This is a genomic window from Bacillus sp. FSL R5-0593, assembly GCF_038603755.1.
GTDB lineage: Bacteria > Bacillota > Bacilli > Bacillales > Bacillaceae > Bacillus > Bacillus velezensis.
In genome coordinates this window covers 1,653,963-1,673,594 of the sequence record NZ_CP152011.1, presented here as the reverse complement: position 1 = coordinate 1,673,594, position 19,632 = coordinate 1,653,963, and the positions used below count along the sequence as shown (strand labels likewise).

General features: G+C 48.7%; 18 protein-coding genes and 1 riboswitch. Of the genes, 1 reads left to right on the top strand and 17 read right to left on the bottom strand.

The window, feature by feature from the left end; translation table 11 throughout:
• The 10 genes from rsmB to NYE36_RS08345 all read right to left on the bottom strand — a co-directional run bounded on the left by rsmB (nt 1) and on the right by NYE36_RS08345 (nt 11,319).
• Complete coding sequence (gene rsmB / locus NYE36_RS08390; RefSeq protein WP_095352168.1) at nt 1-1,344, bottom strand: 16S rRNA (cytosine(967)-C(5))-methyltransferase RsmB; 1,344 nt, start codon at nt 1,342-1,344, stop codon at nt 1-3.
• On the bottom strand, nt 1,331-2,284 hold the full coding sequence (gene fmt / locus NYE36_RS08385; RefSeq protein WP_265450923.1) for a methionyl-tRNA formyltransferase: 954 nt from the start codon (nt 2,282-2,284) through the stop codon (nt 1,331-1,333). Before fmt ends, rsmB begins: the two co-directional genes overlap by 14 nt.
• A gap of 4 nt (nt 2,285-2,288) precedes the next feature.
• Nucleotides 2,289-2,771: a peptide deformylase gene (def, locus tag NYE36_RS08380; RefSeq protein WP_012117530.1), complete on the bottom strand. Its 483-nt coding sequence runs from the start codon at nt 2,769-2,771 to the stop codon at nt 2,289-2,291.
• Between the two features lie 24 nt (nt 2,772-2,795).
• Nucleotides 2,796-5,207, bottom strand: coding sequence for a primosomal protein N' (priA, locus tag NYE36_RS08375; RefSeq protein ID WP_039063083.1), 2,412 nt, complete (start codon nt 5,205-5,207; stop codon nt 2,796-2,798).
• Entirely contained in the window at nt 5,204-6,424 is a 1,221-nt protein-coding gene (gene coaBC, locus NYE36_RS08370) for a bifunctional phosphopantothenoylcysteine decarboxylase/phosphopantothenate--cysteine ligase CoaBC (protein WP_064115472.1), read from the bottom strand. The genes priA and coaBC overlap by 4 nt, the downstream gene beginning before the upstream one ends.
• Nucleotides 6,425-6,514: 90 nt before the next feature.
• On the bottom strand, nt 6,515-6,718 hold the full coding sequence (rpoZ, locus tag NYE36_RS08365) for a DNA-directed RNA polymerase subunit omega (RefSeq protein ID WP_003154346.1): 204 nt from the start codon (nt 6,716-6,718) through the stop codon (nt 6,515-6,517).
• A gap of 3 nt (nt 6,719-6,721) precedes the next feature.
• Entirely contained in the window at nt 6,722-7,336 is a 615-nt protein-coding gene (gene gmk / locus NYE36_RS08360; protein WP_003154347.1) for a guanylate kinase, read from the bottom strand.
• 7 nt (nt 7,337-7,343) lie between these two features.
• On the bottom strand, nt 7,344-7,613 hold the full coding sequence (gene remA, locus NYE36_RS08355; protein ID WP_003154355.1) for an extracellular matrix/biofilm regulator RemA: 270 nt from the start codon (nt 7,611-7,613) through the stop codon (nt 7,344-7,346).
• A 76-nt stretch (nt 7,614-7,689) separates the two neighbouring features.
• The gene (locus NYE36_RS08350) at nt 7,690-8,565 is read right to left on the bottom strand and encodes a YicC/YloC family endoribonuclease (RefSeq protein WP_144664705.1); all 876 of its coding nucleotides are present in this window, start codon (nt 8,563-8,565) and stop codon (nt 7,690-7,692) included.
• A gap of 81 nt (nt 8,566-8,646) precedes the next feature.
• Nucleotides 8,647-11,319 carry a calcium-translocating P-type ATPase, SERCA-type gene (locus tag NYE36_RS08345; protein WP_144664706.1) on the bottom strand — a complete coding sequence of 891 codons (2,673 nt, stop codon included), beginning with the start codon at nt 11,317-11,319 and terminating at the stop codon, nt 8,647-8,649.
• 119 nt (nt 11,320-11,438) lie between these two features.
• On the opposite strand from NYE36_RS08345, the gene NYE36_RS08340 reads away from it, so the two are divergent.
• Nucleotides 11,439-13,145 (top strand): NFACT RNA binding domain-containing protein, encoded by a 1,707-nt coding sequence (locus NYE36_RS08340; protein ID WP_031378752.1) that lies wholly within the window; start codon nt 11,439-11,441, stop codon nt 13,143-13,145.
• A gap of 424 nt (nt 13,146-13,569) precedes the next feature.
• On the opposite strand, the gene NYE36_RS08335 is transcribed toward NYE36_RS08340, so the two are convergent.
• From NYE36_RS08335 to NYE36_RS08305, 7 genes are all read right to left on the bottom strand, one after another.
• Nucleotides 13,570-14,058 (bottom strand): bifunctional precorrin-2 dehydrogenase/sirohydrochlorin ferrochelatase, encoded by a 489-nt coding sequence (locus tag NYE36_RS08335; protein WP_061046799.1) that lies wholly within the window; start codon nt 14,056-14,058, stop codon nt 13,570-13,572.
• Nucleotides 14,039-14,824 carry a sirohydrochlorin chelatase gene (locus NYE36_RS08330; protein ID WP_020955802.1) on the bottom strand — a complete coding sequence of 262 codons (786 nt, stop codon included), beginning with the start codon at nt 14,822-14,824 and terminating at the stop codon, nt 14,039-14,041. Before NYE36_RS08330 ends, NYE36_RS08335 begins: the two co-directional genes overlap by 20 nt.
• Complete coding sequence (cobA, locus tag NYE36_RS08325; RefSeq protein WP_015417441.1) at nt 14,825-15,598, bottom strand: uroporphyrinogen-III C-methyltransferase; 774 nt, start codon at nt 15,596-15,598, stop codon at nt 14,825-14,827.
• A gap of 124 nt (nt 15,599-15,722) precedes the next feature.
• Complete coding sequence (gene cysC, locus NYE36_RS08320; protein ID WP_007611313.1) at nt 15,723-16,316, bottom strand: adenylyl-sulfate kinase; 594 nt, start codon at nt 16,314-16,316, stop codon at nt 15,723-15,725.
• 13 nt (nt 16,317-16,329) lie between these two features.
• On the bottom strand, nt 16,330-17,478 hold the full coding sequence (gene sat / locus NYE36_RS08315; RefSeq protein WP_007409738.1) for a sulfate adenylyltransferase: 1,149 nt from the start codon (nt 17,476-17,478) through the stop codon (nt 16,330-16,332).
• Between the two features lie 48 nt (nt 17,479-17,526).
• Nucleotides 17,527-18,591, bottom strand: coding sequence for an inorganic phosphate transporter (locus tag NYE36_RS08310; RefSeq protein WP_012117522.1), 1,065 nt, complete (start codon nt 18,589-18,591; stop codon nt 17,527-17,529).
• Between the two features lie 12 nt (nt 18,592-18,603).
• Nucleotides 18,604-19,305 (bottom strand): phosphoadenylyl-sulfate reductase, encoded by a 702-nt coding sequence (locus NYE36_RS08305; RefSeq protein ID WP_003154369.1) that lies wholly within the window; start codon nt 19,303-19,305, stop codon nt 18,604-18,606.
• Between the two features lie 127 nt (nt 19,306-19,432).
• Nucleotides 19,433-19,537: riboswitch (SAM riboswitch) on the bottom strand.
• Nucleotides 19,538-19,632: the final 95 nt, after the last annotated feature.

Sequence of the window (19,632 nt, the reverse complement as noted above, 5' to 3'; positions counted from 1 at the left end):
TTATCCCTTCTTTCTCATGCTGCTAATAAAGAAACCGTCTGTTCCGAAATAATGCGGAAGAATTTGAAGGCTTCCATCCTGAACAAAGGGTCTCGCCTTTTCAGGCAGCCGCTTTTCAAGAGACAAATCGGGTTCAAACTCAGGGTGTTCTTGTATAAACGCATGCATAACTTCTTCATTTTCTGTCCGGTCCATTGTACACGTACTGTATACGAGTGTGCCACCTTTTTTTACTAATGGGGCGATTTCCCTTAAAATGCCGAGCTGGATTTCTGACAGCCGTCTGCTGTCCTCCGGCGTCTTCGTATATTTCATATCGGGTTTTCTTCTGATGACGCCGAAACCTGAGCAAGGGGCATCAACGAGAATACGGTCAAACCGTTCTGCGCCAAAGGCCTCTCCCGCTTTTCGCGCATCCATCGTTTGCGCGTCGATGATCGTAAGTCCGAGCCGTTCTGCGCCCTCTTTAATCAGCTTTACTTTATGGCGGTGAAGATCAAGTGATGTGAGGCTCCCCTCGTTCTCCATCAGTTCCGCAATGTGAGCCGACTTTCCGCCCGGTGCGGCGCATGCATCTAAAACGGTTTCGCCCGGCTTCGGGTCCAGCGCCCGCGCGACAAGCATTGAGCTTTCATCCTGTATGGATACCCGGCCGTTTTGGAAAAATGCCGTGTTCGCGATGCTTCCTTTCAAAAGCTTAATCGCATCAGGAGAAAGGTCTCCGGCTTCCGCTTCCAGACCGGCATTCTCCATCTCATTCAGCACCGTTTCCCTGTCGCTCTTTATGTGATTGACACGGAGCGTCTGCTTCGGCGGAATGAGATGAATCCGGCAGATCTTTTCAGCTGCCTCAAAGCCGTACGCCACGACCCACTCTTTTACGAGCCATTCGGGATGGCTTGTCTCTGTAGAAAGACGGAGAACCGGGTCTTCAATTTCAGCGAATGACGGCGCCCCTTCACGCTGCAGGGAGCGGAGGATGCCGTTGACAAAGGACGCAATGCCCTTATGCCCGCGTTTTTTGGCGATCTCAACCGCTTCATGAATGGCGGCGCGATCCGGTATTTTTTCTAAATACTCCATTTGATACGCGGACAGACGAAGCAGCTGAATCACCCATGGCTTCACTTTATTCGGCTTGCGGATAAAAGGCTTCAGCATGTAGTCTAAGGCGATTTTATTTTGCAGCGTTCCGTAGACAAGCTCTGTCAGCAGTCCTCTGTCCTGATCGCTGAGCGTGTTCGTTTTGATAACCGAGGTAAGAAGCAGGTTGCTGTATGCCTGATTTTGCTCAAGCTTCTCAAGCGCTTCAAGGGCGAGCTCCCGGACATTAATTTTCTTCATTTGCTTCTCCTAACACGTCACCGGGCTGCACATTTTTGCCTCTTACAAAATCTTCGCCCTTCATCCGTTTTTTTCCCGCCGGCTGCAGCTCTGTGATTAAAAGGGCGGTGCTGTTTCCTGATGCGACGACAATGCCGTTTTGCTCCGTGCGGATGACTGTTCCGGGCGCAGCTTCAGTTTTTGCCGCAACTTTTTCAGAAGCCCATACTTTCATATTTTGACCGTTCAAAGTTGTATAGGCGACAGGCCAAGGGTTTAAACCTCTGATCTGGTTGTAAATCTCTTCTCCGGGCTTTGCCCAATCAATCCGCTCCTGCTCACGCTTAATGTTAGGCGCGTAAGTCGCTTTTGATTCGTCCTGTTTGATCGGTTTAATATTTCCGGAAATGACGTTCGGGACGGTCTCTGACAAAAGCTTTGCCCCCGCTATGCTTAATTTGTCGTGAAGCGTGCCGACGTTATCCGTTTCATCAATTTCCACTTCGATTTTCGAAATCATATCGCCCGCATCAAGCTTTTCAACCATATACATGATTGTCACGCCCGTTTTCTTCTTGCCTTGGAGAATCGAATAATGTATCGGCGCTCCGCCTCTTAATTCAGGCAATAGTGACGCGTGTACGTTGATACAGCCGTATTTCGGGCCGTCCAGCAGCTGCTTGGGCAGGATCTGTCCGAATGCCGCCGTAACAATCAGGTCCGGCTTCAGGCTGAGCACTTTTTCTATTTCTTCTTCGAGCCTTACTTTTTCGGGCTGAAGCACGGGAATGCCGTGACGTTCAGCTTCAGCCTTAACAGGAGGGGGCGTCATGATTTTTTTTCTGCCTTTCGGGCGGTCAGGCTGCGTAACGACACCAACCACTTCATACCCGTCTTCAATAAGCATGCGCAGGACGGGAACTGAAAAATCGGGCGTTCCCATAAAAACGATCCTTGTCATCCAATCATCCTTCCATTTCTGCCAGTTCTTCTTCAGTGTAGTAAGCCGTAATTTTTGATGTGAATAAAATGCCGTCTAAATGATCCATTTCATGCTGAACGGCTCTGGCCAAAAAACCCTCCGCTTCTAAAATAAACGGTTTTCCTTTACGGTCATAGGCTTTTACCTTTACGTAATCCGGGCGGGTGACATCGCCGTAAACCCCTGGAAAGCTTAAGCAGCCCTCGACTCCGGTCTGTTCACCGCTCTTTTCAAGAATAACCGGATTTACAAGGTCGATCCGGCCGCTTTCTTCACCGATGTCCACGACGGCCGCTCTTTTTAAAATGCCGATTTGCGGCGCGGCGAGACCGACGCCATCCATTTCGAGCATCGTATCGTACATATCGTCAAGCAGTTTTTTTAATTTTTTATCAAACACTGTCACTTCATCGGCTGGTGTTTCCAGAACCTCCGCCGGATGTGTGACGATTTTTTTCACAGCCAAAATTTTGCCCTCCAAAAACTAATGTTACATCAGCATGTACGGATTCATATCGATTGAAATCATGACATGCTTTTGCGCAATGTCGCGTTTATAGTGCTCCAGTATCTTTTTCAACTGAATCTGCAACTCGTTTTCCTGTCTGTATTTTATCACGCATTGATAGCGATATCTATCTTTGATCCTGGCGATCGGGGAAGCCGCCGGCCCGAGAATTTTCGTATCAGGCCCGCATCCCGCTCTTAAATAGTTTGTAATCTTTTCTGCGGTGACCGCGGCTTTTGCCGCTTCTTCATGAGAAACGGTCACCAGCGCCACGTAATAATAAGGCGGGTATGACTGGGCCCGTCTGTGCGCCATTTCCTGCTGAAAAAAAGTTTCATAGTCATGCGTTTTCGTCAGCTGAATGCTGTAATGAGACGGTGTATACGTTTGAATGACCACCGTTCCCGGCTTTTCATGCCGCCCGGCCCGGCCGCTTACCTGCGTCAGCAGCTGGAATGTCTTCTCCGCGGCCCTGAAATCAGGGATGTGAAGCGTCGTATCTGCGCTTAATACTCCGACGAGCGTCACGTTCGGAAAATCAAGCCCTTTTGCGATCATCTGCGTACCGAGCAGGATATCCGCTTTTCCTTCACCGAACGCTGACAACAGTTTTTCATGGGCGCCTTTTCTTGAAGTGGTGTCCACATCCATCCTGATCACGCGCGCCTGAGGCAGCACTTTCGTAAGCTCCTCCTCCACACGCTGCGTGCCCGTGCCGAAAAAGCGGATATGTTCGCTGCCGCATTCCGGGCATGTTCCCGGGACAGGTTCCTCATGGCCGCAGTAATGGCATTTCAGCCTTTGTCCGTAGCGGTGATAAGTCATCGAAATGTCGCAATGCGGACATTGCGGCACATAACCGCAGTCCCGGCACATCACAAACGAGGAATAACCCCGTTTATTCAGAAAAAGGACGGCCTGCTCTTTTTTTGCAAGCTTCTCTTCCAGCTGTTCCATCAGTTCTCTTGAAAACATTGATCTGTTGCCGTTTCTCAGTTCTTCTCTCATATCAACGAGAGAAACGTCAGGCATGAGCTGGCGATTTACGCGATGTTTTAACGGAAGCAGCTCATAAACGCCTTTTTTCGCCCGCGCAAATGATTCCAATGTCGGCGTGGCGCTCCCGAGGACGACCGGACAGCTGTGATGCTCGGCCCGGCGGATGGCTACGTCCTTTGCATGATACCGCGGCATTTCCTCCTGCTTATAGGAAGATTCGTGCTCTTCATCAATAATGATCATGCCGAGATTTTCAAACGGGGCAAAGATGGCCGATCTGGCTCCGACGACAAGCCGGACTTCCTTGCGCTGAATCTTCCGCCATTCATCGTATTTTTCACCTGTGGATAATCCGCTGTGCATGACCGCAACCTGTGAGCCGAAGCGGCCTTTAAAACGGTTGACCATTTGCGGTGTCAACGAGATTTCCGGAACGAGCACGATGGCTTCTTGTCCTTTTGCCAGCACTTTTTCAATGGATTGCAGGTAAATTTCCGTTTTGCCGCTTCCTGTGACGCCGTGAAGCAGAAAGACGTGATGGACATGATCGGCTACAGCTTGTTTAATCGGCTCAAAAGCGGCCTGCTGCTCTTCTGTAAGAGAGAGCGGCTCTGTTTTTTTGAACATTCTGTCCTGATAAGGATCGCGGTAAACCTCCTCAAAGCTTTCCGTAAGAAGCCCCTTTTTAAGAAGCGTTTTCAGCGTCGCGGAACTGGAATCGGTCTTTTTGCAAAGCTCGGCCGCGGAAATCTTTGCTCCCCCGCCGATAAAATAAGTAAGCACGGCGAGCTGTTTAGAAGCCTGCTTTGTCAATGAATCTGCGTGCCGGGCGAGTTCTTCTTTGTCCGCCCCCGCTTCAATCATGCGGATCATTTTTTTATTCGTTTTTTGGGCGACTTTATATGTGACATCAATGCTTCCTTTGCGCACGAATTTTTGAAGTGACGAAAGAATGCTTTCATCGGTAATATCCGAGTACAGAAGACTTTTTTGATTCCTGAAAAGCTGTTTGATGTCCGGTGTCAGCGCTTCTTCGTCAACGACTTTCAGCTCTTTCTCGTACTTCGCCTTCAGTGCGGCGGGCAGCATTGCCTGAAGCGCCGTGATTTTAAACGACAGCGTTTTGTCAGAAAGCCATGAAGACAGCTGCATCAGTTCCTCAGTCAGAACGGGCGTCAAATCAAGAAGCTTCTCGACTTCCTTCATTGAGCCGCCGTTTAATTCAGACGAATCTTTCAAACCGGTCACAAATCCTTGAAGCTTGCGCGGGCCAAACGGGACAATCACCCGCATGCCGACTTCGATCATCCCTTTTAAATGATCGGGAATTTTGTAATCAAAGGGTCTGTCAATGTTTTTGGAGCTGACATCGACAATAACTTCTGCTACATTCATACGGGTTTTCGGTCCTCGGCTTTCAAAGCGGTCATTTCCTTCAGCATTTCAAAGGAAACGTCAAGTTTAGACATAAGCGCAAGCTCCCGTTTTCTTCCGTCCCGGAAATAGAAGGTGACGACATTCGTATCCGTGCCAAATCCGGCCCCTTCTGCTTTCACATCATTCGCAACGATCATATCAAGGTTTTTCTGTTCGAGTTTTCTGCGCGCATAGCGTTCGACGTCTTGCGTTTCAGCCGCAAAACCGACCAGCAGCTGGTGTGTTTTCCGTTCGCCGAGTTCTTTCAGTATGTCTGCCGTACGGTTGAATTCGATCACGAGCGAACCGTCTTTCTTCTTCATTTTGTGATCAGAAACAGCCGCCGGCGTAAAATCGGCCACGGCCGCCGTCTTAATCACCATGTCGCATGAATCAAACACAGAAAGCACGGCTTCTCTCATATCGGCTGCCGATTGCACAGGAAGAAACTGATACAGCCCGACTGGCGGCTCTATTGACACCGGGCCTGAAATCAGCGTCACCCGCGCCCCGAGACGGACGGCGGCTTCAGCAGCGGCGTAGCCCATTTTGCCGGTGGATTTATTTGTGAAGAAGCGGACAGGGTCCACGGCTTCGCGCGTCGGACCGGCCGTAATGACAATATGTTTTCCTTTCAGCGGCGCATCGTCTTCAAGCTCCTTAAAATGCTCTCTGACACGCTCAACAATAAGCTCCGGCTCCTCCAGCCTTCCTTTGCCGACATATCCGCATGCCAAATAGCCTTCACTCGGCTCGATAAAGCGGACCCCGTCCTGATAAAGCACAGAGATGTTCCGTTTCACCGCCGGATGATCATACATATGGACATTCATCGCAGGCGCCACCCAGACCGGGGCCTCAGCCGCCAGCACCGTCGTTGTGAGCATATCGTCAGCAATTCCGTTGGCAAGCTTTCCGATGATATTTGCCGTAGCGGGCGCGACAATAATTAAATCCGCCCAGTCAGCGGCATCAATATGAGAAATCACCTTCGGATTTTGTTCATTAAATGTATCTGTATACACTTCATTCCGGCTCAGCGCCTGAAATGTCAGCGGAGAAACAAACTCACGCGCGGACTCAGTCATAATCACTTTGACGTTTGCGCCGGCCTGAACCAGCTTGCTCGTGAGTGCGGAAGCTTTATAAACGGCAATTCCTCCGCTTACGCATAGCAAAATGTTTCGGTTTTTCATGAAGTCTTCTCCCCTTTATGAAAGCATTGGACAAATCCCAAACGGAAAAAAATAACAACCTATGTAGAGATAGGTTGCTACGTGTGCTTGTTATTCGCTGTCTTCTCTTTCAAACGAAAGCAGGCCCGCGTCAATTTCTTCTAAAGCTTTGCCTACATATTTGTGAGAAATGGTATGTTCAATCTGCTGGTCTTTTTTGATCTGCATTTCACGCGCGCGTCTTGCAGACACGGTCACCAGCGTATATTTAGAATCTAATTTATTCATTAAAGAGTCAATTGACGGATCTAACATAAGTTATTCTACCTCCAGCATTTTCTTATATCTCGGAGCGACGCGTTCACGTTTTAAGTGCTCGGCGAGAACGATTGCGTTAATCTTATCACAAGCCGTTTGGATATCGTCGTTTTCAACGACATAATCATACGCGTCCATCATTTCGATTTCAGCTTTTGCGGCATTCATTCTGTTTTCGATTAAATCGTCGGTTTCAGTCCCTCTTGTCACGATTCTGTTTTTCAGCTCAGAAAGACTCGGCGGCGCTAAGAAGATAAACAGGCCTTCCGGAAATGCATTCCGCACTTGGAGCGCGCCCTGCACTTCAATCTCTAAGAAGACGTCTTTTCCTTCTTGAAGCGTCTGTTCGACATAATCAACGGGCGTTCCGTAATAGTTGCCGACATATTCTGCCCACTCAAGCAGTTTGTTGTTTTCAATCATGCGTTCGAATTCATCTCTAGATTTAAAGAAATAATCGACGCCATCGACCTCGCCCTCTCTCGGGTTTCTCGTCGTGACTGAAATTGAGTATTCAAATTTCGTGTCCTGTTGTGAAAATATTGCTTGCCGAACCGTTCCTTTTCCAACTCCGGAGGGACCTGAGAGAACGATTAATAACCCTCTTTCTTTCATGCGGCAATTACCCCTGCCCTTCATCCATAATTTCTTCTTTCACAGAAAGTCTGTGTGCAACTGTCTCAGGCTGGACGGCAGATAAGATAATGTGATCACTATCCATGACGACAACTGCACGGGTTCTTCGTCCGTATGTAGCGTCTATTAGCATTCCGCGGTCTCTTGCATCCTGGATCATTCGCTTTATTGGCGCAGACTCCGGGCTGACAATCGAAATCATCCGATTGGCGGAGATGATATTGCCAAATCCGATATTAATCAGTTTAATCGTCATCTTCTACGTTCCCCCTGTAAAATAGACGTCTCTAGTGTAACCTGAAGAGGCCGTCTGTAAACAATACGCACAGTCGCTATTCTATATTTTGCACTTGTTCCTTCAATTTTTCAATAGAACTTTTCATTTCAACGACAAGCTTTGTGATTTGATGATCATTGGCTTTTGAGCCGATCGTATTCGCTTCTCGGTTAAGCTCCTGAACAAGGAAATCAAGTTTGCGGCCGACTGCCCCGCCTTCTTTTAATATATCACGGAATTGAACAAAATGGCTCTTCAACCTGGTAATTTCTTCCGTTATATCAGAACGATCGGCGAAAATGGCGCATTCCGTGATCAGCCTGCTTTCGTCGAGCGCATCCTCCGTCCATTCCTTCATTCGGGCGTAAAGACGCTCGCGGTATTGAATAACAACGGCCGAAGCGCGCTCTTTCACCTGTTCGGACAGCGTCTCAAGCCGCTCAATGTGCAGAAAGCAGTCTTCCGCCAAAAGCCGTCCTTCTTTTTCTCTCATGTCACAAAGTTCCTTTACAGCCAGCTCAGCGGCTTCCCTGATGACTTCTTCAAGCTTGTCATCACGCATCTGTTCTTCGTGTATCTGCGCAATATGTTCAACTTTAAAGAACTCCATTGCATCGGGTTCTGCGGCCAGGCTGTAGCGCTCTTTCATGACGCGTGCGGCGCTCACATATTCATCAAGGAGCTCCCAATCGATGTTCAGGCTTCTTTTTATGAGCGCGTCACTGTTTACAGTGAGAAACAGCTCTACTCTTCCGCGCTGTATATGCTGCAATATCGTTTGTTTCAGCTTATCCTCTACATATAGCAAAGGCCGTGGCAGGCGGGCGTTCACTTCTTTGAACCGGTAATTGACGGATTTCAATTCAACGGTTGCCGAGAGATCGCCTTTTGTGCTGCTTGCGCTGCCGAAGCCTGTCATACTCCGTATCATATGAAACACCCAATTCTTTCCCGTTATCAAAATAAAAGGGCAATAGACATGCTATTACCCCTAAGATTATATCATATGGAATTATTTTTTTCTTGTCAAAAGTGAACCCGCCAGCAAAAAAGTAGGTATGCCCGACATACCGATAATCAGCATCCAATCGCCCGGCGTAATCGGCACTGTTTTGAAAATCGGCTGCAGCGGCGGATAATAGATGACGATGACCATCAGGAAGATAGAAGAAATGATGGCCCCGAGCAGATAGATATTTTCAAACGGATTCCGGGAGAAAACAGACGTTTCGCTCCGGCAGTCAAACACGTGTATAAGCTGAGCCAGGACAAGAGTCGCGAATGCAACGGTCTGTGCGTAGGGCAGATTTTCAGGATTGCGGTGATAGACGATGATAAACGCTAAAATGGTTGCAGCTCCGATTAAAAACCCTCTTGATACGACTTTCCAGCCCAGTTTTCTCGCAAACACTCCTTCTTTCGGATGCCGCGGCTTCCGCCTCATCAGGTCTCCTTCCGGCTGATCCATACCGAGGGCCATCGCCGGCAGCCCGTCAGTGACTAAGTTCACCCACAATATCTGAATCGGAACGAGCGGCAGCGGCAGAGCGAGAAGCATCGCAAACAGCATCACTAAAATTTCACCTACGTTGGAGGCGAGCAAATACCGGACGAATTTTCTTATATTTTCATAGATATTCCGTCCCTCTTTTATGGCTGATTTAATCGTAGCAAAGTTATCATCTACCAGAATGAGAGAAGAGGCTTCCTTTGCCACATCCGTTCCCGTCACGCCCATGGCAACACCGATATCTGCCTGCTTTATGGCCGGCGCGTCATTAACCCCGTCTCCCGTCATGGCGACGACGTGTCCGTTTTCCTGGAACGCTTTGACGATTTTCAATTTATGTTCAGGCGACACGCGTGCGAAGACGTAGACATCATCGACCGTTTCGATAAGTTCTTTCTCCGTAAGCTCATTCAGCGTCTTGCCGTCCATCACACGCCCCTTTTTCGGAAGAAGACGCAAATCTTTTGCAATGGCCTTTGCCGTTTCGACGTGATCCCCTGTGATCATAACCGTTTTAATGCCGGCTTCACGGCATTCTTTAATCGCCTGTCTGACCTCCGGACGGGGCGGATCAATTATGCCTGACAAGCCGAGCATCGTCAGATTTTTTTCCGCCTGCTCCATTGTCGGCTTTTCTCCGGGCTTAAGCGGTTTATAAGCAATCGCGATCGTACGCAAAGCTTGCGACGCCAGCTCTTTCAGAACCGCTTCCGTTTCTGCTTTCTTTTCTTCTGAAAAAGGCGTACTTCTTGCGCCGTGCATCAGATGTGACGAGCGGTCAATCAGCACATCGGGCGCTCCTTTAGTGATGACGAACTGCTTTTTTTCCTGATCCTCTACAATGACGGTCATCATTTTGCGGACGGAGTCAAACGGAAACTCGGCAACCACGCGGTAGTGCCCGTTGAGCCAATCGTTTGAATAACCGCCCTTTCTTGCAGCCGTCAGCAGCGCTCCTTCTGTCGGATCGCCGTCGAGTACATAACGGCCGTCTTTCAGTGCGATTTCGGATGTGTTGCACAACGCGCCGAAAACCAACATCTGTTCAAGAATCTTCTCATCTTTCGGCTTGATTTCCCGCTCATCTCGGGTGAAAACGCCCTCCGGCTCATAGCCGATGCCTGACACTTTATAAATTTTGCCGCCTGACCACATATGGGTGACGGTCATTTTGTTTTGTGTCAGCGTGCCGGTTTTATCAGAACAAATGACAGAGGCGCAGCCCAATGTTTCAACCGCCGGGAGCTTTCTGACAATTGATTTTTGTTTGATCATGCGCTGGACGCCGATTGATAATGCCACCGTAACAATGGCGGGAAGCCCTTCCGGAATCGCGGCGACGGCCAATGACACCCCGGCCAAAAACATGCTGTAAAGATCATGTCCCTGTAAGACGCCGACTGCAACGACCAATACCGTTAAAAGGAGCGCGACGATAATTAAAATTTTGCCGAGCTCTTCAAGTCTTCGCTGCAGCGGTGTTGAAAGGCTGCCGGCGGATTCCAGCATATCGGCGATTTTCCCCATTGCCGTATTCATTCCTGTACCGACGACGACGCCGACACCGCTGCCGCGCGTTACAATCGTACCCATAAACGCCATATTGCTGATGTCGCCTAACGAAACATCCGGCTTTCTCAGTTTATCAGCTTGTTTAACCACCGGAATTGATTCCCCGGTCAGCGCCGATTCCTCAATTTCAAGGCTTTTTGCTTCAACGATCCGCACATCCGCGCCAATCCGGTCTCCGCTTGAAAATTTCATAATATCGCCGGGAACGAGCTCCTTGGACTGAATCTTCTTCCAGCTCCCGTCCCGCAACGCTGACACATACGGCGTTGACAGCTCTTTTAATGCATGTAAAGACTTTTCCGCACGCCGCTCTTGAAAAAAACCGAGAACCCCATTGACAAATACAATCGCCATAATCGCTACGGCATCTACATATTCGCCTAAAAACCCGGATATTAAGGTTGCCGCCAGCAGCACGAGCACCATAAAATCTTTAAATTGGGCGAAAAACACGGCGATCGCCGGTGTCCTCTTGCCCTCCTGAAGCTCGTTCGGTCCGTGCTTTTCAAGGCGTTTTTTCACCTCTTTTTCGGTCAACCCCTGTTTAATGGACGTATTTGTTGCTTTCAGCAAATCGGTTTGTCCCATTTCATGAAACTTCATTCTTCTCGTCCACTCCCCTGCCTCGCTTTAGAGATGTCACTCTGTAAACAAGCTTATTCTGACTCGTCCCTTTTCATGCTATAATTATCGAATGCAGGAAGAAGGAAAGGGTGTTTTATATGTCTTTTGATGGCATGTTTACATACGGAATGACACATGAATTAAACAGCCGGATCGCCGGAGGCCGGATCACGAGAGTCCATCAGCCTTTTAAACACGATGTGATATTTCATATCCGCGCTAACGGAAAAAACCATAAATTATTATTATCGGCGCATCCGAGCTATTCACGGGTGCACATGACAAACCAGGCCTATGAAAATCCGAGCGAGCCGCCGATGTTTTGTATGCTGCTCAGAAAGCATATAGAAGGCGGATTTATTGAGAAAATAGAACAGGCCGGATTAGACCGGATTATGATATTCCGCATAAAAAGCAGAAATGAAATCGGCGACGAAACCGTCAGAACGCTGTATGTTGAAATTATGGGGCGGCACAGCAATATTATCCTGACTGACGGAGAAGGAGCCATCATCGACGGACTGAAGCATTTATCTCCGTCGATGAACAGCTACCGGACCGTTCTGCCGGGATATGATTACAAGCTTCCTCCCGCTCAGGAAAAAATTTCGCCGCTTGCCGCGGATGAAGAGGACGTTTTGCGTTATCTCAGTTTTCAGGAAGGACGGCTTGACCAGCAGATCGTCAGACACTTCTCAGGTGTTTCTCCGCTTTTTGCAAAAGAAGCCGTGCACAGAGCGGGTCTCGCTAACAAAATAACGCTGCCGAAGACGCTGATTGAAATGTTCCATGCCGTGAAAGATTGCAGGTTTACACCAAACATTACGACAGCCGGCGGAAAGGAATACTTTTATCTCCTGTCTCTCACACATGTAAACGGAGAGGAGCGCACCTTTCACTCTCTGAGTGAGCTGTTGGACCGGTTTTATTTCGGCAAGGCGGAACGCGACCGCGTCAAACAGCAGGCTCAGGATCTCGAGCGGTTTGTCGCAAATGAACGGAAAAAGAACGCCAATAAGATAAAAAAGCTGGAAAAGACGCTCGACTACTCAGAAAATGCGAAGGAATTCCAGCTATACGGCGAACTGCTGACGGCAAATTTGTATATGCTGAAAAAAGGTGACAAAGAAGCGGAAGTCATCAATTATTATGATGAAGAAAGTAAGACGGTGACCATCCCTTTAAATCCGAACAAAACACCGTCAGAAAACGCGCAGATGTATTTTACAAAGTATCAAAAGGCGAAGAATTCCGTCGAGGTGGTAAAAGAACAGATCCGTCTGGCCGAGGAGGAAATCGCTTATTTCGATCAGCTGATCCAGCAGCTCTCCTCCGCCTCCACAAAGGATATTCACGAAATAAGGGAAGAGCTTGTGGAAGGCAAATATCTGCGACCGAAACAGCAGCGGGGACAGAAAAAACAGAAGCAGCACGTTCCTGTTTTGGAGCAATATGAATCTTCACGGGGATTGACGATTCTTGTCGGCAAAAACAATAAACAAAATGAATACTTAACGACAAAAGCTGCCGCAAGGGATGATTTATGGTTCCACACGAAAGACATTCCGGGTTCCCACGTTGTGATTAAAAGCAGCGATCCAGATGAACAATCCATACTGGAGGCGGCTGCGATCGCCGCTTATTTTTCCAAAGCGAAAGATTCCGGCTCCGTTCCCGTTGATTATACAAAAATCAGACACGTGAAAAAGCCAAACGGCGCAAAGCCCGGATTTGTCACCTATGACAGCCAGCATACCGTATTTGTCACACCTGATGCCGACCTTGTCATACGGCTGAAAAAATAAACGCACCTCCAAGCTGAAACCCGCACTCAGCTTGGAGGTGTTTTTTATTACGTATAAACGGAGATGACACTCTCCCAGCCGTCAGAACCGATCTATACAGTATCTGATCAGTTTCCCGTCATGTCTGCCTGATCCGCCGGGGGCCGTCTCTGATTAAAGCGGTCACACCTGATTTGGCGGCGGATACTGTCACCTTCCCTCGCCGCACCTGAGCACATCCGGGCGGGTCTCTGACCTTTCCTTTGCATGCGGGCGGAATCAAGGCGGCATGGGGATCAGATACATATTCCGCATCACTTCGCAATCCTGACCGCTTGCCGGCATATACCGTTCAAACTGCCCGCTTTCGTTTTGAATTGTTCACATTCGGGGACTGTGAGGACAGTATAAAAAACACCCTGCCTGATGACAGACAAGGTGTTTTCTATGGTCTTCTTCTTTTCTCAAATAATCGATCCACTTCTTCAGCCAAATCAGCAGTAATGAGAGGCTCTATGTCCTCAGCCAGTCTTTTCGTATGTGCCGGGCTTGCGCCGCTTGTTGATACGGATACTTGAATGCGCCCTTTGCGGATGATCTTCGGCATATACACGCTGCCCTGTTCAGCATCGCTTACACAATTGACCAGCTGCGTTTCAGAAGCGCTCGCGGCTATCTCCTGATTTACGCTGCGGTCATTTGTCGCGGCAATGATGAAGAAAGCGGGCGCGAGATCCTTCATTTCAATTTTACGGGAAACCCAGCGGATACGTCCTTCATCCGCCAGCTGTTTAATTTCAGGCAGGGCATCGGGACTGATTACAGTAATATCCGCGTCTTCCGGAAGCACCGTTTTGAGCCTTCTTAAGGCAACATTGCCACCGCCCGCGATGATAATTCTTTTTCCGCTTAAATTAATGTGCAGAGGCAGCATACTGTCCCCCCTTAAAATCAAACTGACCGCCGGGGTTTCGAACAGCTTCTGACACACGGTTCAAAAACGCCTGCTTAATATGCGGGTGAAAACCTAAGTATGAAGCGAGATGAACATTTTGATTGATCGTTTGAAGCTTTTGAACTTCCCGTTCAATCTCAGTCATTAAAAGCCCGGTAAACAGAAGATATGGAACGATAAAAACGGGTGCTCCGTCATCCTCTTCAAGGCCGGCAAACACTTCTTTATAGTGCGGGTCACATGCTGTTAAAAAACAAGGGATGACTTCTTTAACAGGTGTAATCGCCTCAAGTTTTCCGGCAATCTCACTGACTGCGTTTTTAACTGCCGGATCTGTGCTTCCTCTTCCGATCAGCACCACTTTCGCCTGCTCAATGGGCACTCCGGTATCTTCAATGCGATGATGCACCGCTTTTACGACTTCATCGTCCACTCCGATCGGAACACCATATGTCACTTTTATATCGGGATGCAGGGCCGCCGCACGGGCGATTTCAGCCGGAATGTCATGTTTTGCGTGGGCAGCGGTCAACAGCAGCAAAGGCACGGCCGCAATATGAGTGGCGCCTTGTCTGACACATGCTTCAAATCCCGCTTCAATAGACGGTTCCTGCAGTTCTAAAAAACAGATTTCCTGAATGGGAGCGTCAGCGTGCGGCATACACCCTTTTAAAAACGCCGCCGACTCTGTCTGCGCTTTTTTCAGCCTGCTTCCGTGCCCGATGTATAAAATCGCCTGCTTCATTTACAACGCCTCGCTCAAATCCAGATTTTTCTGATCAGATGCATACCAGTCCAGTTTGCAGTGATAATTGACGACATCGCCGATAACAATTAAGCTCGGGTTTTTGATTTCTTCTTTTATCACTGTGTCTGAAAGCGTGCCGACGGTGCAGACGACTGTTTTTTGCCTGTCCGTCGTTCCCCAATGAATAAAGGCTGCCGGGGTGCCGGCGTCTCTGCCGTTTTCCAGCAGCATTCTTTCAATCTGCCGGATATTTTTAATTCCCATATAAATCACCAGCGTATCAATACCCGTCGCCAGCGCTTTCCATTTTTCTTCAAAGTCGTCTTCTTGTTTATAATGCCCCGTAACGAATGCGACATTGGAGCTCGCCTCTCTGTGCGTCACGGGAATGCCGGCATAAGCAGCAGCCGCGATTCCTGATGTAATGCCGGGAACGATCTCAAACGGAATGGCGTTTTGCGCGAGAGCCTCCGCTTCTTCGCCTCCGCGGCCGAAAACAAACGGGTCGCCTCCCTTGAGCCTTACAACGGTTTTCCCCTTTTTCGCATACTTCACAAGGAAACGGTTGATCGTATCCTGTTTCATAATGTGAAAATCCGGGAGCTTTCCGCAGTAAATCAGATCCGCTTCTTCTCCGGCATATTGTAAAATCTCTTTGCTTACCAATCTGTCATATAATATAACGTCCGCTTTCTGTATGGCTTTCATTGCCTTCACCGTTAATAAGTCCGGATCTCCCGGACCGGCTCCAACGATAAATACTTTCCCCATAGCATGTCTCCCCGATCCGTTTTGAAATCTTCCCAGAACAGCCGCGAGGCCGCACTTCAGCTATTTTACCATATCCCGCCATTGCGGGGGATATCCGGCTGATTGCGCGGCCTTTTTGGACCTATTATGCTAAGCTGTTTTTCACAAAGTCAACCAGTCTTCCGGTGCATTCTTCGCGTTCACATTTGCCTGAATCAAGTACGAGCTCAGGCGCTTTCGGCTCTTCATACGGTGAGTCGATCCCCGTAAAGAACGGAATTTCACCATTTCTTGCTTTTTTATATAAACCTTTCGGATCGCGCTTTTCACATATATCGAGGTCGCATTTAACATAGATTTCATTAAATTCGCCCTCCGCCACAAGCTCTCTCACCTGATCTCTGTCCTCACGGAACGGAGAAATAAAAGCCGTGATGACGATGGTTCCCTGCTGAACGAAAAGCTTCGCCACTTCCCCGATGCGGCGTATATTTTCCTTGCGGTCATCATCAGAAAAACCTAAGTCCTTGTTTAAGCCGTGGCGGATGTTATCACCATCAAGCACGATGACTTGATAGCCTTGTTCAAACAGCTCGCGCGCTGCGGCGTTTGCAATCGTGGATTTCCCTGAACCGCTTAAGCCCGTCAGCCAGAGGATAGAGCTTTTATGCTTGTTTTTCTGCTGGTATTCTTCTTTCGTTATTGAGGCTTCATGCCACACGATATCACGATTTGTCACTCTATTTTCCTCCTTAAGAAACGCCTGCTTCTTCTTTCGTTTTCAGCCCTTTAATCAACACCTCGACAACTTCAGGACGGCTGAATTCCGCCGGCGGCATGACGCCGCTTCGCAACATTTCTCTGACCTTTGTTCCTGACAGAATGACGTGGTCTTCTCTGTCATGCGGGCATGTTTTGGCCGTTCCCATGTTGCCGCATTTCTGGCAGAAGAAGCTGTGCTCGAATTTCATCGGTGTAATCCCGAGTTCATCCGCTGTAAATTGATCAAACAGCTCTTGCGCTTCATATGTGCCGTAGTAATCACCGACGCCGGCATGATCGCGGCCGACGATAAAATGCGTGCAGCCGTAGTTTTTGCGGACAAGCGCATGGAAAATGGCTTCTCTCGGCCCCGCATACCGCATAGCCGCCAAAAACACGCCGAGGAACACGCGGTCTTTCGGATAATAATGATCGAGCAGCACCTGGTAGCTTTCCATTCTGACATCCGCCGGAATGTCATCTGACTTTGTTTCACCGACGAGCGGGTTCAAAAACAGGCCGTCAACCGTCTCAAGCGCGGTTTTTTGGATATATTCGTGGGCGCGGTGGACCGGATTTCTCGTTTGGAAACCGACGATGGTTTTCCAGCCCTTTTCTTCGAAGCTTCGTCTTGTATCGGCAGGTTCAAATGTAAACTCGGGAAACTGCTTTGACGCTTTTTTAACTAATGTGATCGGCCCGCCGACATACGTATCGCCGCGTGAAAATAATTTTTTCACGCCCGGATGCGCGGCATCATCGGTTTTATATACGTGAACGGCTTCTTTTTGTTTATCCGGCGTATAAATATCTTCGATGTCGACTACACCGTATGTTTCTCCGCCGTAAGTCAGTTTCACCGTGTCGCCGACGGCAAGCTCAGCCGCTTTTTCTGAATCGACCGGAAGCGTGATCGGCAGGGACCAGACAACCCCGGATGCCAGACGCATATTTTCAACGACTGACACGTAATCTTTTTCTGTGAAAAATCCTTCAATCGGGCTGTACCCCCCGATCCCGATCAGCTCTAAATCAGCGAACGAAATCAAATCAAGCTCAATTTCTTTTTGGACGGATGTAAGATCATACTGCTCATTTACCCGATTAATTAATGTTCCTCCGTGCGGTGCTAAACTCATAATACATGATTCCTCCCAGTTAACAGATAAATAAACTCAGATTAATAGTTAAATGCCTCCGCCTTGTTCATGGACAGAGCGTTTCTCTTTTCGGATGGCTTTCATCAGACTGGCGGCTCCGCCAGCTGCCAAAAGCACGCTGGCCATCATAAAGATGGAATAGTAATCTCCTTTTAACAGCAGGGAGACAAGCAAATACGAAATCGACAGTGACAAAAACGGCGAAACGACCCATACTTTGAGCATCGTTTTCACGACTTCTTTATGAAAAACGTTCGGCCCGTTTTTGGCCATTCCGATACCGATAATTGATGATGATGTGACTTGCGCCAATGGGACCGGCAGACCGAAGACGGAACTGATAATGACAAGCCCCGCGCCGGTTCCTGAAAGCAGTATGCCTTCTCCGGCTGAAAATCTCGTAATCTTTTTCCCGTTGGTTTCAAGCACTTTACGTCCTAAAAGCAGAGCGCCGAGAGCGACAAAGATGCCTCCGTACAGCGTTCCTTTGGACACGCTGAGCACGCCCGCAGCAACCAAAGGGCCCACCGCATTTGCGACATTGTTCATTCCGGCTGAAAAAGCTTCCCAAAAACCCGCAATCAGCAGCACAATCCCCAAAATCTTCTGTTTCCGATTCGAAATGACTCGAATATTCAGAGAACTGAATACCTTCGAGACGAGAAACGTGAAACAGAACGCGACGAACGGTACGAGCACCCAAAAACTCACGATGACTAAAAGATGCTGTAAAAACAATACTTTGTACGCGACGCCGACACCGACAATCGCCCCGACAGTGACCTCACTCGTCGACAGCGGAATGCCGAGCACATTCGCCGTGAATAATGATAGCGCCGCCGATCCGATAATAATGCAGACAATGGTGAGCGTAATGGTTTGTTCGGGAATGATTCCGCCGCTGATCGTCTTAACGACTTCTCCGCCGCCGATAACCGCCCCTGACAGGACTCCGGCCGCGCAGATGATCAGCGCATACGTTTTCTTTTTAACTGCGCCGGACCCGTAAGCGACTCCCATTGAAGCCGCGGCTCCGCTGGCTCCGATATTCATGGCAAAAAACAGGCAGAATAAAATAGCGGCTAATTCCATCGTGCAGCTCCTTTATTCATGCAGTCCGCATTCTGTTTTCGCCATGCCGTTCCATCTGCCGCTCCGCAAATCTTCCGCGGTAAACGCAGGTGAAGTGCACGGTTCACAGCCGATGCTCGGATACCCCTGATCATGAAGGATATTGTAATCCAGCTCATGCTTGGAAGTATATCTCCAGATGTCTTTCCATGTCCAATGGATCAGCGGGCATACTTTAATCGATTGAAACTTGTCGTCTTTATTCAGGAAATTCGTATTCGCCCGGCTCGGCCCTTGATCCCGGCGAAGGCCGGACAGCCATGCCGGATGCCCTGCGAGCGCTTCTCTTAACGGCAGAATTTTTCTGATGTAGCAGCACTGGTTCGGTTCTCTTTCCCACAGTTTATCTCCGTGAGCCTCGGCCTGTTCTTCAAGAGTAAGGCTTGGCTTTTTCAGGATAATGTTCAGTCCCGGGTAACGCTCTTTCACTTTTTCGATCGTTTCATATGTTTCTTTAAAGTGAAGACCCGTATCGAGAAACACGATTTCCGCGTCTTTCTTTACTTTAGAAATTAAATCGATCAGGACGATGCCCTCAATCCCGAAGCTGCACGCGTAAACAAGCTGGTCTCCGTAGTGGCCGTATGCCCATTTTAAAACGGACAGCGCGCCTTTATAGGAATCGTCTTCCGGAAATGTAATCGCCGGCTCTTCCCATGTGTCATACGTTAGCATTTTTCCTTTCCTCCTCCCGGAGACAATCAAACAGCTGTTGTTTTCTGCCGGTTGTCTTATCCCTCAATCTTTTTTTCATATAAAAAACTTTCAATCCAGCGGAATGAAAGACAGTGACCCGGTATAGCCCTTATCTTCAAAATGCTGTGCATTTTTCTGGATGCGGCACCTTGCATGACACGCAGGTTGCCGGGCGTCATCGGTCCAGTCCCTCAGCCGCTCTTGATAAGCTTTTTAGATTTGTACTAAATTTTAGCACAATTCTAACAGAAGTCAACCCGAGTTTTTTGATAGGAATAATAAAACAGGCCCTGAGGCCTGTTTTTA